This is a genomic window from Aureibaculum marinum (assembly GCF_003813905.1).
GTDB lineage: Bacteria > Bacteroidota > Bacteroidia > Flavobacteriales > Flavobacteriaceae > Aureibaculum > Aureibaculum marinum.
In genome coordinates this window covers 199,290-214,110 of record NZ_RPFJ01000002.1, presented here as the reverse complement: position 1 = coordinate 214,110, position 14,821 = coordinate 199,290, and the positions used below count along the sequence as shown (strand labels likewise).

10 protein-coding genes are annotated in these 14,821 nt (G+C 30.4%); 7 read left to right on the top strand and 3 right to left on the bottom strand.

Annotation, left to right across the window (positions count from 1 at the left end):
- Positions 1–119: 119 nt before the first annotated feature.
- Positions 120–968 (bottom strand): AraC family transcriptional regulator, encoded by an 849-nt coding sequence (locus tag EGM88_RS01635; protein ID WP_123896219.1) that lies wholly within the window; start codon positions 966–968, stop codon positions 120–122.
- A 218-nt stretch (positions 969–1,186) separates the two neighbouring features.
- Here EGM88_RS01635 and EGM88_RS01630 point away from each other — a divergent pair, with 218 nt between their 5' ends.
- The 7 genes from EGM88_RS01630 (at position 1,187) to EGM88_RS01600 (ending at position 12,763) form a co-directional block, all read left to right on the top strand.
- Positions 1,187–2,080: a BPSS1187 family protein gene (locus EGM88_RS01630; protein WP_123896218.1), complete on the top strand. Its 894-nt coding sequence runs from the start codon at positions 1,187–1,189 to the stop codon at positions 2,078–2,080.
- A gap of 187 nt (positions 2,081–2,267) precedes the next feature.
- Positions 2,268–3,668, top strand: coding sequence for a tetratricopeptide repeat protein (locus EGM88_RS01625; protein ID WP_123896216.1), 1,401 nt, complete (start codon positions 2,268–2,270; stop codon positions 3,666–3,668).
- A 361-nt stretch (positions 3,669–4,029) separates the two neighbouring features.
- Positions 4,030–7,179, top strand: coding sequence for a SusC/RagA family TonB-linked outer membrane protein (locus EGM88_RS01620; RefSeq protein WP_123896214.1), 3,150 nt, complete (start codon positions 4,030–4,032; stop codon positions 7,177–7,179).
- Between the two features lie 10 nt (positions 7,180–7,189).
- The gene (locus EGM88_RS01615) at positions 7,190–8,632 is read left to right on the top strand and encodes a SusD/RagB family nutrient-binding outer membrane lipoprotein (protein WP_162497526.1); all 1,443 of its coding nucleotides are present in this window, start codon (positions 7,190–7,192) and stop codon (positions 8,630–8,632) included.
- Between the two features lie 142 nt (positions 8,633–8,774).
- On the top strand, positions 8,775–10,337 hold the full coding sequence (locus EGM88_RS01610; RefSeq protein WP_123896210.1) for a sulfatase: 1,563 nt from the start codon (positions 8,775–8,777) through the stop codon (positions 10,335–10,337).
- A gap of 87 nt (positions 10,338–10,424) precedes the next feature.
- Entirely contained in the window at positions 10,425–11,945 is a 1,521-nt protein-coding gene (locus EGM88_RS01605; protein WP_123896484.1) for a sulfatase, read from the top strand.
- 119 nt (positions 11,946–12,064) lie between these two features.
- Positions 12,065–12,763 carry an aspartate/glutamate racemase family protein gene (locus EGM88_RS01600; protein WP_123896208.1) on the top strand — a complete coding sequence of 233 codons (699 nt, stop codon included), beginning with the start codon at positions 12,065–12,067 and terminating at the stop codon, positions 12,761–12,763.
- A 90-nt stretch (positions 12,764–12,853) separates the two neighbouring features.
- On the opposite strand, the gene EGM88_RS01595 is transcribed toward EGM88_RS01600, so the two are convergent.
- Both EGM88_RS01595 and EGM88_RS01590 read right to left on the bottom strand, forming a co-directional pair.
- Complete coding sequence (locus EGM88_RS01595; protein ID WP_123896206.1) at positions 12,854–13,444, bottom strand: YceI family protein; 591 nt, start codon at positions 13,442–13,444, stop codon at positions 12,854–12,856.
- Positions 13,445–13,536: 92 nt separating this feature from the next.
- On the bottom strand, positions 13,537–14,805 hold the full coding sequence (locus tag EGM88_RS01590) for a hypothetical protein (RefSeq protein ID WP_123896205.1): 1,269 nt from the start codon (positions 14,803–14,805) through the stop codon (positions 13,537–13,539).
- Positions 14,806–14,821: the final 16 nt, after the last annotated feature.

Genomic DNA, 14,821 nt, shown 5'->3' with positions numbered 1-14,821 from the left:
ATCGGTTTTTATTTTAACATTTCCTACTAAAAGTTTACTATAAAAGTGTTTTTTAGAATACTAATTGAGGGTGAAAAAAACAAAAAAATAATGTTAATATTCTCTTGTTTTTCTATTAGTTATATTCCTTTATTATTTCTAAAATCAGAAGGTGTTGCTTGTTTTAACAGCTTAAATTGTCTATTAAAATTAGATATATTTTTAAATCCAGACTGATATGCTATTTCTGTAATGTGCAATTCTTTATTATGAATTAAAAGTTTACAGGCATGTTCTACTCTTAATTCTGTTAAGAATTGGAAGTAGGTTTTATTTGTTCGCTTTTTAAAGTATTTACAAAATGCATTTTTAGTCATGTTTGCGATACTTGAAACAGAATCTAAAGAAATATTTTGTTCAAAATGGGTCATGGTGTATTCAAAAACGTCACGTAATCTTTTCCCTTCATTTTCTGAATATTTTTTATTGTAAAGGAAAGAAGATAAACTGGTGTAATTTGCAGTGGAACATAATTTTAATATTTTTAGAAATAAGAGAAATTGGTTGAATTTGGTGTTATTTTCAAGTCGTTTAAATAGCTTGCGAAGTTGTTTTTTATTAGATTTTATTTTGAATCCATATTTAGAACGTTTAAAAAAAGATGCTGCTTCTTTTAAAGGTTCTAGATGAAAAAAATGTTCACCAAAGCTGGTTTCTGTGAAAAATAGTGTGAGCATTTCAGAAGTCTCAGAAGCTTTGATGTCACTTTTAAAAACATGAGGTAAATTACTTCCAATTATTAAAATATCACCAGCGTTGTAATAATTTATAGTATCTCCGATGATAAGAGTGCCTTGTCCTTCAACTATTAAGCTTAACTGAATTTCTTCATGTTGGTGCAATTTATCGTAAAAAATGGAATCAGTATCTTTTTGAAAGATAAAAGTAGCATGTTCTGGTTTAGGTATTTTAAAAGGTAAAACTTTCATAATATCTTATAATAATGCTCTAAATATAATCAAATACTAGCCATATAGTTTATATATTGTCTTAAATTGGATAATATAGTATAATAAGTGATTAATTTTACATCGAAATTTTAATAAAAAGAGAATTATTTTTATCGAGTATTAATACTTAACAATGTAACGTAGGTATATTGTTATGTTTTATGTAATAAATTTGAAAAAAAATTATATTATTAATTATGCGACACCTTTTTACTTTACAATTAGTTATACTTCTTTTTCTTATAAATGATTTAAATGCTCAACTTAACTATAAATTTCCAGAGCCAATTGTAGAGTTAACCATTAAGCCATCAGATACAGATGTAACAATAAAGGAATATAATTCACCACACCTTGTTGTGTATGATCCAACAATTAAGCAAGGTAAGTTGCTTTTGTTTTTAGCAGGTACAAATGGGATGGCAGTAAAAGGGCCTAAAGACCTTTTTTTAACTGCAATTGAACAAGGGTACCATGTAATAAATTTACAATATATTACAAGGCCGGCTGTTGCTCAAATATGTAGAGGAGAAACATTGGTCAAAAACTCTAACTGTGCAGCAGATTTTAGAACCAGAAGAATTTATGGTAGTAATAAATTTGATTTGATTAATGATACTTCTCAAGATGCAATAGTAAATAGACTTACTAAACTTTTGATTTATCTTTCAAAAAACGATAAAAATACAAATTGGAATGCCTATTTAAAAGATGGTAAAATTAATTGGGAAAAAATTGCAGTTTCAGGACAATCTCAAGGCGGAGGAATGGCAGCTTTTATCGCTAAAAGAGAATTGGTAGCAAGAGTTATAGATTTTTCTGGTGGATGGGATTATTCTGCTAAAAATAAAATAGCGAGTTGGTATTTTAATAAAAGTGTTACGCCATCAAACTTGTGGTATGGAACTTACCATGTAACTGAACCCAAAGCAAAAACTATTCATAAATCTTATGAAGCAATGAACATTCCGAAAGATCATATTTATCCTTTTAATTTAGAAGTGCCAGCTGGAAAAAAAGGGCATAGTAATGGTATTCGAAATTTAGGATATAAAAAGCAGTGGATTGAATTATTAGGAAAAGGCAATTAGAAATGCTGTGTGTTTTATAACATACGTTCTTTTAGTAGGGATAAGATAAAATTGTAAGTAGAGTTTAAAAAAATAATTACTTTTATGCATGTTTTAAATTCTTTATGTTGAAATTTTGATTATCAGAAGTAAATATTTTAATGTGTGTTATAAGAGTTTTCCTGTTTTGCTTATTTTATTTTTTTTCTTGTCAAAAAAATTAAATGCACAAGAATTTAATGAGCAGCGGATAGATAGTTTTCAAAAGGTAAAGGTGAAATCCTTTATAAAAGAGGGTAAATTAGAAGAGGCTTTACTTTTAAGTGTAGATTTGATTGATTATGCTAAGAAAATCAATTATGAAGATGCTATTGTTTTTGGGTATGTTGAAATTGCTAGTTTGCTTTGTGTTTTTGGGCAACACCTAGAAAGTTTAAGGTATTTAAACTTGGCAGACAAAAATGTTTCCGAAAAAAATAATATTAAATTAAAACTAAAAATTTATTCTATTTATGGTAAAAACTATTCTTCACTGAAATTAACTAAAAAAGCAGTGTCTTATTTTGACAAAGGAATTGTTCTTAGTAAAAAAATGAGACCTGAAAGTGATAATTTCTTAGGATCTTTTTATGTGAATAAAGCAGACGCTTATTTACATACAAAAAATAGATTAGATTCAAGTTTGGTATATCTTCATAAATCTATTGATATTGAAAAGTCTCCTTTTCGCTATGCAATATTGTCAAATTACTATTTAAAATATAATAAAAATATAGATTCGGCTTCGCATTATTTATCAAAGTGTAAGTCTCTTATTGGTGAAAATACTACTATCTCAGCATATCAAAAATCCATTATTTTACAAGCACAGGCTAATTTATATAAAGCACAAGGAGATTATAAAAATGCCATAGATTTATATAGAAAGTCTTTAGAAATTTCTTACCAAATGAAAAGGTATAAAGAAATTAGCATATCGTATAAATTTATAGCAGAATCTTATAGATTTTTAAAAGAAGAAGATAAAGCACATGATTATCTTTTAAAATATACAAGATTTAATGATAGTATAAATAATCAGTATAAGAAAAATGTTGATTCTGTGGTGACTACTTTCTTAAAAGAGCAAGAAAATAGTTACCAATTGGGCGAAAAGAGATTGAAAACGTTTTTATACGGGAGTGTTAGTACATCCGTTTTGGCCTTATTTTTAATTGCTTACTATCATAAAAAAAAGCAGCGTAAACTTGTAATTGAGAAAGAAGAGATTATAAAAAAAAGAAACAAAGAAAATATAGAGCTAAAGCAAAAACTTAATTCAGCTTTTGAGGAAGTTGTAAATTTAGCAAAGAATAATGACCCAGCTTTTTTAGCTAGATTTCAAGAGGTTTATCCAGATGTTTGCGAAAAAATACTAAATATTAATCCAAAATTAGTCAATACTGAATTGACCTTATGTGCTATGATTTGGCTTAATTTTTCTTCAAAAAATATTGCTTCTTACACATTTGTGCAACCCAAAACAGTGCAAATGAAAAAATACCGTTTGCGTAAAAAACTTCAAATTCCCGCTGAGGTAGATTTATATACATGGATTAAAAACCTATAGCAGTGCAATCTTTTTTTATTGGTATTTAATTAATCTAATTATTTAAGCATTTTTATTGTTGATTTACTGTATAAGGTGTTTTTTTTAGTTTTGTTTATGATAAGAATTTGGCATTTTTTTTAGTGAAAATTTAATGATATTCTTTTTTTATGTTCTAATTGTATAAAAATCACAAAATACTTGAGGTGTAGTACAAATGTAGACCCTGTATTCTTCTTTTTTTGAGCATTTTATAATCTTTTAGTAGTAGTAAAGATGATGATGAGATTTGTCATTATAGAGAACTTACATTAAAATTTATTAATGGTTTTCTGTGTGATTTCTAATGTAGATGAATTGGACTAACCTCAAATAAATATATATGAAAACAAAAAAGACAGGATTTCTAATTTTAGTTGCTTTTTTTGTAATACATGTTGTCTTTTCTCAAGGGCGTGTTATTTCAGGAAAAGTATCTGATGAACAGGGTATGGCAATACCGGGAGTAACAATTACAGTAAAAGGCTCAACAAAAGGAGTACTTACGGACTTTGATGGTAATTATTCTGTTACCGTTAATACTGGAGAAACATTGGTTTTTTCTTTTTTAGGAATGGAAACCATTGAGAAAACTGTAGGTACTTCTAATGTTATAAACATTACAATGATTGAAAGTGCTCAGACACTAGAGGAAGTTGTAGTTACTGCTATGGGAATTGAAAGGGCAGAAAAAACATTAGGCTATGGTGTTAGTACTGTTAAATCTGATGACTTTACTGTTGCTAGAGAAACAGATGTTATACAAGCCTTGCAAGGTAAAATATCTGGAGTAGAAATTACAGGTCAAGGTGGGGGTTTGGGAGCTTCTTCTAAAATTACTATTCGTGGAATGACACGTATTGGTGGGTCAAATAATCCACTTTGGGTTATTGATGGTGTTCCTATATCAGACGCTAATGACTATACCACTTCTAGAATTACAGGGGCTATAGATTATGGAAATAGAGCACAAGATATAAACCCTGATGATATTGAAACTCTTACGGTTTTAAAAGGAGCTTCTGCAGCAGCATTATATGGTTCAAGAGCTTCTAATGGTGTTATCATGGTCACTACTAAAAAAGGAAAAGGAAAATCAACTATTTCTTATAGTACTACCATGCGTTTTGATAGTCCATTGAAACTTCCAGATTTTCAAAATATTTATGGTCCTGGTAATCAGGGTTCTTATGATGAAGGTGTAGGTGATAATCTGCAAGATGCGTCATCTGGTTGGGGGCCTGTAATTTCTGAAGGTGGTACTTACACTGATTATGCTGGAAATTTACAAACATTTACATCAAACCCAGATCTTCAAAAAGACTTTTATGCTTTAGGTGCAACAAAAGTCCATAGTCTTTCTATTTCAGGAGTTTCAAACAAAGGTCTTAATGATTACAGAATAAGTACCTCTTATAGCTCACAAGAAGGTATAATACCAGGATCTTCTTTAGAAAAATTAAACCTTAGTTTTAAATCAGGAGCTCAATTATTCAACAATCTTAGCTCTAATTTTAGTATGAACTATGTAAATACTGGTATAGAAGGAGCTGTGGCTCAAGGAACTAATGATCCTAACGTGTTAACAGGTATTATTAATAGATTGCCTAGAACTACAGATATTAGTGTGTTTACTCCTTGGATAAATGAAAGTGGAGATGCACAATTAGCAGCAGTAGATTTTGACGGTACTAATAACCCATATTGGATTATAAATGAAAACCAAAGAACAAGTGATACTGAACGATTTTTCGGAAATGTAAGCCTAAATTATGAACCTGTAAAAAATATTTCCATGCTTGGTCGTGTAGGATATGACACCTACAACACTACACATTTTTCAAATAAACATAAAGGTACTATTGGACTTTTAGATGGTAGTTACACAGAGAACCACATTAGTAGAAAAGAATTAACCTTAGATTTTTTAACCACGTATGATAATACCTTTGGTGATTTCGATCTTACATTAAGAAGTGGTGTACAATGGAATGAAAGAGACTGGAGTACTATTGGAAATAAAGGTATTGGATTAACTATTCCAGAACTTTTTGACCCAGGTAATGTAGAATCTAATGTTCCATGGAAAAACTACTCTAAACGTCGTATTTTAGGAGTTTTTGGTGATTTTACACTAACCTATAAAAAATGGTTAACCCTTAATGCAACAGCCAGAAATGATTGGTCTTCTACACTTCCTAAAGGAGGAAATAGTTATTTTTATCCTTCAATAGCATTGAGTTTTATATTTACAGATGCTTTTGAAATTGACAGTAATATTTTAAGCTATGGTAAAATTAGAGGAAACTGGGCTAATGTTGGTAGTGATACAGGAGCTTATCAGCTAGATTTTTTATACTCACCGCAATCTAGTTTTTATGGCCAATTTAATACTACAGGAACTTTTCCTTTTGATGGACAATTGGCGTTTTCAGGACCAAACACCTTACCCAATGTAAATTTAAAACCTGAAAACCAAGCAAATTATGAAATTGGTTTAGAATTAGGTTTCTTTAAAAATAGATTGACTTTAGATGGTACTTTTTACAAAAATGTTACTACAGATCAAATTATATCACTATTGGTACCAGCATCAACAGGCTATAGTAGAGCTATGACTAATTTAGGGCAAATTTCTAATACTGGTTTAGAACTAGAACTTGGTGCTTTAATTATTAGACATAAAGGATTTAGATGGAATTTGGACTATAATTTTTCAACCAATGAAACAATAATTGACGAATTAGGTGAAGGTATTGATACTTATACATTAGCTTCTGCTTTTAACGGACTGTTAGTAGGTGCTTCAGAAGGAGAATCTATTGGTTTATATGGTAATCGATTTGCTAGAGCTTTAGATGAACAAGGAAACCCAATAGAGGATATGATTTTAGTAAATTCAAATGGATTACGATATGAAGGTGATAATGCGAGATTGGGAAATGTGTTTCCAGACTTTACCATGGGGCTTACTTCTAGTTTCAGATATAAAGGTTGGACATTGTCAACCACTTTTAATTGGAAAGAAGGAGGCGTTCTTTATTCAAATACGGTGTCAACACTTAGAACTTCAGGCTTGGCTGCTGAAACTGCAATAGATAGAGAAACACTTTTTGTTGACCCGAACACTTTTGTTTCTAATGGAGATGGTACATATTCAGAAAATACAACACCTATTCCGAGTGTACAAGAATATTGGACTAATTATTCAGCTAACCGTATTCATGAAAGTAGTGTGTTTGATGCTACATATATTAAATGGCGTGAATTAGGTTTATCCTATAATTTTAATAAAAAGCAACTTCAAAAGTTGCCTTTTAGTTCGCTACGCATTGGTGTTCAAGGAAGAAATTTAGCAATTTTCAATACGAGCGTTCCACATATAGACCCTGAAACAAATCTTTTTGGATCAGGAAGTAATGGTGCTGGTATAGAGTACAATGGTGTGCCTTCAACAAGAAGTATTGGATTTAATATTCAAGTTAAATTTTAAAAAAATAGACATGAAAAATATAATATCAAAAATAAAATATATATTACTAATATCTATAATGATAATGGAGGTTTCTTGTGATGAGCAGTTGGTAGATATAAATAAAGATCCATTAGCAGCAACTTCTGTCCCTCCAGAACTTTTATTTCCTGAAGTATTGGCAAATTTATCTTCAGTGAGAACTATAGAATTTGCTGGGGCTAATATGCATGCACAACAGTGGTGTGGTAGTGGAGGTACGTGGTTAAGTAGAAGTAGATATGTACTTGGTGTACCTTCTGTAAATAATGGCTGGACAACTTGGTATACAACTTGTTTAAAAAACCTATCATTGGTTGAGTTGTTAGTTGAATCAGAAAATCCAAATAATAAATATGTTATCGCTCAAGCAAAAATATTAGAGGGCTTTATATATAGTAACATTACTCAAGTTTGGGGAGATGTTCCTTTTACAGAAGCTGGTAATCCCGTTGAGTATCCTTATCCACAATTTGATTCTCAAGAAATAGTGCTTGAAGGTATTGTAACCCTAATGGATGAAGCTTTATCAATTTTAGAGCAAGACCTAGATTCTGAGATTGTTACAGATTCTGATTTGGTGTTTAATGGAGATAGAGAAGCTTGGATACGTTGGGCAAATTCAATAAAATTAAAAATGTTAATGTTTATTGCCAACAAAAAACCAGAAGAGGTTGCATCTAAAATACAAGCATTAGTAGATGAGCCTTTAATTTTAACTAATGAACAAGAAGCTAAATTTTCATACACAACAGCGATTGGAAACGAAAATCCAAAGTGGCGTTTTATTCAAAACTATTGGGGAGGAAATATTAATTTATGGTATGCAGGAAGACCACTTGTCAATCTTATGAATGAGTTAAATGACCCAAGATTGCCAAATTATTTTGAAACAAACTCAAACGGTTTTTATGTAGGTAAATGGCAAGGAGCTACTGGTTTTGCCGTAATTTCTAAAATTAATGCGAACAATGTACTTCCAGATACGCCAGACCGATATTCTACAGCTTCTGAAACCTACTTTTTATTAGCTGATGCTGCAGCTAATGGTTATGTTTCTGGAGGATTGGAACAGGCCAATACATGGTTTGTTCAAGGGATACAAGCCGCATTAGATTATTATGATGGAACGTGGGGTGAAATTTCACAAACAGATAAAGATAATTATATTGATAGTTTTCCAGACTTATCAACTTTAACCCCAGAAGAAGCTTTAGATTATATTAACGATCAGCATTACATTTCTTTATTTGGAAATGGTATAGAAGCTTGGAACCAATGGAAAAGAACTAAAAGTGTTGAGTTAGATGTTCCGTTAAATGCGGGTGCTACTGATGTTATTAGACGTTATACATATTCAACAAATGAAGCAGGGTCTAATATAAATACACCACAAGGGTTAACAATTGAAACACCAATGTGGTATGAAAAATAAATAAACCTAATAAAAAGCCAGTTGAATATAATTATGTTTTACATAGTTTAAGGGGGAGGAAGGCTGGCTTTTTGTTTATTTACCTACCAAAGATCAAATTTTAAACGAAAACTACTAACTATCCAATACTAAAAATAAACGAATGAGAATTTTATTAATATGCATGTTTTTATTTTTTACTGCATGCAATCAGAAAAATATAGAAAGCCAGACAAAAAAGCCCAACATTATTTTCTTGTCAATTGACGATTTAAGACCAGATCTTGGTGCTTATGGAAATAAAGAAATTAAAACTCCAAATATTGATTTATTAGCATCATCATCTTCGGTTATGCTTAATACTCATTCTCAAGCAGCTGTTTGTGCTACTTCTAGGGCAAGTACTTTACTTGGCTATAGACCAGATTCTACCAGAGTATGGCATTTAGGTGACAAGTTTAGAGAAATAAATCCAGATGCAGTAACAATGCCACAATATTTTAGTAAAGCAGGATATTACACTGTAAATATTGGTAAAATTTTTCATAATTATATGCCAGATTCAATTTCTTGGGATGAACCAGATTTAAGACCTTACCCTTATAATACTGAAGCTCATCATAAAAGAGATGCAGAAACATATTGGTATACAAAAGAAGCTCAAGTGATACAAGAAAAAACTAGAGATAGCTTAAAACGTGTGCGTAAAGGGAAAAAATTATATGGTGATGGATGGAATCACGGTCCGGCCATAGAAATTGCAGACCTTCCTGATTCTATATATTATGATGTGATGCAAACTGAATTGGCCCTTGAAACTATTGATAGAATAAAAGATAAAAAAGAGCCATTCTTTATCGGATTAGGATATTTTAGACCACATCTGCCTTTTGTGGTACCTAAAAAATATTGGGATATGTATCCGGAAGGTTCTGTGTCACCTGCTGCAAACCCCAAACTTCCTGAAAATGTGCCTGTAATGGCAGCGAATTCTAATTATGAACTGCGATCTTATCACAATCCTTATAAAATTGGAAGGCCTGAAGATAAACCACTTCCTGAATCGTATGCAGATTCTTTAAAACGTGGGTATTATGCAAGTGTTAGTTTAATTGATGCTTGTGTAGGCGAATTGGTGAAGGGATTAAAAGAACGAGGACTTTATGATGATACAATTATTGTACTTTGGGGAGATCATGGATGGAAACTTGGTGATCATAATGGATGGGGAAAACAAACTAATTTTGTTGTTGATACACAAGTTCCTTTAATTATAAAATCAGCTAACCAAACTAAAGGAATGCGAATTGAAGCCCTGTCAGAACTTGTAGATATTTTTCCGACTTTATGCGATTTAACAGGTGTAGCTAAAGCAGATTATTTTCAGGGAAGTAGTTTAATTCCTCTTTTTGAAAATCCGAATTTAGAGTGGAAAGAAGCTGTTTTTTCACAATTTAGAAGACGTCCTCGTATTTCTAAAGATGGAAAAGAATATATGGGATATTCGATGCAAACGAAACAATATCATTACATAGAATGGTATCATTGGGATAATGTAAAAAAGGAAAAAGGAGATTTTGCAGCTTCAGAATTGTATAATCACAGCATAGATCCTCATGAAACAATAAATGTAGCTAATGACCCTAAAAATAGTGACCTTGTTAAAACATTATCAGAGCAATTGGCAAAAGGATGGAGAGGTGCTTTACCCAAACATAGCTTGTAATTTTTAAAATAGTTATTATTAACCTTTAAACCTTATTCAATAATGATAATCAATGCCAAATTTAGTTATAAAATTGTTTTTTTAAGCATGCTTGTTTTAAGCTCATGTCAACAGCCTAAAGAAAAAACAGAAGAATTAAAAAATAGTAATAGACCTAATATTTTATTTATTCCTGTAGACGATTTAAGACCTGAATTAGGTGCTTATGGTAATGAAATTATAAAATCTCCAAATATAGATGCTTTAGCAAATAATGGAGTTACTTTTGATCGTGCTTATTGTCAACAGGCCGTTTGTACTACTTCACGAACTAGTTTGTTAACAGGGTTGAGGCCAGATTCAACTCAAGTATGGGATTTAAAAACTCATTTTAGAGATAATGTGCCAGATGTAGTTACTTTGCCTCAGTATTTTAAAAATAATGGCTATTATACGGTTGGAACAGGAAAAACTTTTCATAATACGTTACAAGATTCATTAGCATGGAATGAGTATTTACATGTAGATGGATTTCCTTTTGATCCCGATGCCGTTTATTTAAATCAAGATAATTTAATTATACAAAAAGAACGTGAACTTAATCGTGTAAAAAAAGGTACTGCTAAGTTTGATAAATACGGTTTTATCTATACTAAAGCAAAAGCAATTGAAATGGCAGATGTTGATGACGATGCCTACTATGATGGGGCACAAACTACAATGGCCATTAAAAAGATGCGAGAATTAAAAAATCTAAATCAACCATTCTTTTTGTCAGTTGGTTTTTATAAACCTCATTTGCCTTTTAATGCTCCTAAAAAATATTGGGATCTGTATAATCCTGAAGATATTCCTTTAGCAGAGAATCAATTTCCTCCCAAAAATAGTCCTAGTTTTACCGTTCATGGTGATGCTGAAATGAGATCTTATGCGGATAGGAAAGATTTACCTAGACCACATGAACAACCTTACGAAGAAACTAAACAAAGAGAATTGTTACATGCTTACTATGCTTGTGTATCTTATATTGATGCACAGATTGGGAGATTAATGGATGAGTTAGATCGATTGGGATTAAAAGAAAATACAATTGTTGTTTTGTGGGGAGATCATGGATGGAAACTTGGTGAATATAACAGTTGGGGAAAACAGACAAATTATGAGATAGATACAAGGGTCCCTCTTATTATTAGTGGTAAAAATGTAAAAGAAAAAGGGAAAATTACAAAATCATTAGCTGAATTTGTAGATGTTTATCCTACGTTGTTAGATATGTCTGGTTTAAACATACCAAAACACTTACATGGAAAAAGTTTAAAACCAATTCTTGAAAATACGAATACCTCGGTAAAAGATGCAGCTTATAGCCAGTTTTTATTAGGTCGGTTCGGACCATTAAAAGAGAGAAAAGAGGAACGTATGGGCTATGCTGTTAGAACAGATCGTTACCGATATGTAGAATGGTATTATTGGAATAAGGAGGAAAATATAAAAGGAGATTTTATAGCTAAAGAGCTTTTTGACCACGAATCTGACCCTGAAGAACTTATTAATATAGCTAACGAAACTAGTAATAAAAATATACTAGCTCAAATGTCAGAAGAATTACGAAAAGGATTTTCTTTATAAATCAAATTGTAAGAACTATTAAAGCAAAATTAAGTTTTTAATAGTTCTTATTTGTTGTGAAAATATTAATAGCAAATGACAAATTTAGATTTGAAAAATTTCAATTGAATCAATAATAAATGAAAACATTGGGTCTTATTGGTGGTACGTCTTGGCATTCAACAATAGAGTATTACAGTGCCATTAACCAAGCAATAAATATGCATTTTGGTAATAATACTAATCCGCCTCTTTTAGTGTATACAATTGATCAAGCTAAGGTGCATAAATTTCAAGTTGAAAATAATTGGAATGCTATTGCAGATATGTTTACAGAAGCTGCATTTAGTCTTAAAAAAGCAGGTGCAGAGGCTGTTATGTTTTGTGCCAATACACCGCATAAAATTTATAACAAAGTACAAAAAAATATAGATTTTAATATAATACATATTGCAGATGCTACTTCAAAATCTATTCATAAACAAGAACTTAAAAAAGTGGGATTTATTGGTACTAAATACACTATGACAGATACTTTTATTATTGATAGAATTGAGGAAAATGGAATTGAAGTTTTGGTACCTGAAATGGATTCATATATAGAAAATTTGCATAGAATTATTATTCAAGAACTTACTTATGGAATTATTAATAAACAATCTAAACAATATGTACTTAATGTAATTGATAGTTTAAATAATAAAGGAGCACAAGGAATAATTCTTGGGTGTACAGAATTTCCACTTATGATTTTTCAAGAAGATTTAGAGATTCCTATTTTTAATACAACAAAAATACATGCTAATGCTGCAGTTGATTATATTTTGGATAATTTCTAAAAGAGTTAAATAGGAGCGTGGTATTAGACTGATTTTACAGTAAAAAAAAAGAGGGTTTGTTGAATAAAATAGTATAAGAAGAGAGAAATTCTAATCTTCTCTTACTGATAAATTAAAGTTTATTTCAATGGTATCTTCAACCCTGATAAGTCCAAATAATTTTTTTGGAGCTTGGAGCTTGTAATCAGATAAGTTTACATTTAAATTACCTGAAATTTGCATATTATTATTGCTATTGTCAACTTGTATTGGAATGTTATAGGTTTTTCTAATACCAGCAATTTCTATGTCTATTATCGTATTAACTTTTGATTCATTTTTGTCAGAGCTAAATTCTTTTAAGTATATAAATATTTTAGGATATTTTTCTGATTTTAATAGTTCATTTAAATCATCATTTATTTTGTTATGTCCACAATCGAAATAACTATTGTCTAAAACTAATTTTGTGTTGCTAAAACTAATTTTGTCACCATAAACATGATAGGTAACATCTATTGGGTTGTTAATTTTTTCAACATTAAATGTACATGAAAATGAGTTTACATTGCTAGAACCTTTTAGTGAAAAAGAACTGTCAGGTGTAATTACAACAGAGGTTTTCCCTATAACCGAATCTGTATTAGTAAAAGAAAAGGTTAATACATATAAACTTAATAAGATGAACCTACTTAAAATCATTATCCAAAAATACTAATTCTTAAAATTTATAACAAGTCTCAAAATAATCCTATTTTGAGACTTGTAAAGTTGTTAGTTAAAGTTCTTATAGTTTAAAAACTTATTGCCGCTTCTAAAACAAATCCATTAAACTTACCATCTTCAAGTAAATTTCCTGTTGGATAATCTTTATAATTTTGATTTACATATTCAGCTTTTACAAGAATATTATTAGTCATAAACCATCCAGCACCCAATTGAAATCTATCAATATTAATATCGTCACCACTTGCTAGTTCAGCACTTACAGTGTTATATCTTGTACCTACATAAAAGTTTTCGTTTTTACCAAATCTATAAATAACTTCTCCTGCATATTGATCAGCTTTTCTGTCATCAGCTTCACTTAAACTTCTACCAGAAGTTAATTCAATAGTACCAAAAACTTCCAATCCACCATATTTGATAAATGGATTAATCATAACTGCAGTAATTTGATTTTTAAAAGCAGGATTAAAACGTCCAGATCTAAAATCGTCACTAGTTGCAGATTCAGATTGCATAATGTTATAATATCTTGAACCAGCTCTGTCAGCTGCATATAAATATACATTTGGAGCATACCCTGTATTAAGTAATGAACCTGTTAGTCTTAATCTAAAATCGTCATTGATTTGTTTGTCATAGCCTAATTTAGCTAAAAAGGTTGCACCTCCTGTTGTTCCATCAGATTTTTCAACACTTTGGTTTAATTTACCATTTGTTAAACCTACCATTGCTAAAAATCCGCTTTTAGTACGATAATATATTTCACCACCAACTTCAGTAGTAAAAGCATCCATGATTAAATTACCAACAAAAGGATTGTAAATGGCTTGAGCATTGTCACTTCTTCTAAAATGAGCATCACCATAGTTATTCTCCATATGTCCAATTTTAATAGTAACATTTTTCATGAGGTCTTCTAAGAAGCCTTCGCTGATAAAATCTAACTTGTCTATTTGAAAATATCCTCCTTTTACATATGGTTCGTGATGGTGTCTAGAAGATAAATAAGTACGCAAATGTAAATTAAGACCATCATATAATGCTACATCTAAATCAAAATTAGCAGTAGCTAAGTTAAAGTTATAACCAACTTCTTTTAAAGGAGATAATCCTGAATTTTCATTATCTAATGCTTGGAATTGTAAAGCAAAAGCACCACCTACTTTCACTTTTAAACCATCAAAATTAGTTGTGGTATCTTTTGGGCTTTCAAAAACATTTACTCCATTTTTATCTGGCTGTCTATAATTATCTAAATTTCTTTTTTGAGCTGATAAATTAAATCCAATTAATATAGCTACTAGTATTAATGTATTTTTAAAAATTGTTTTCATATTTATTGATTTTAAA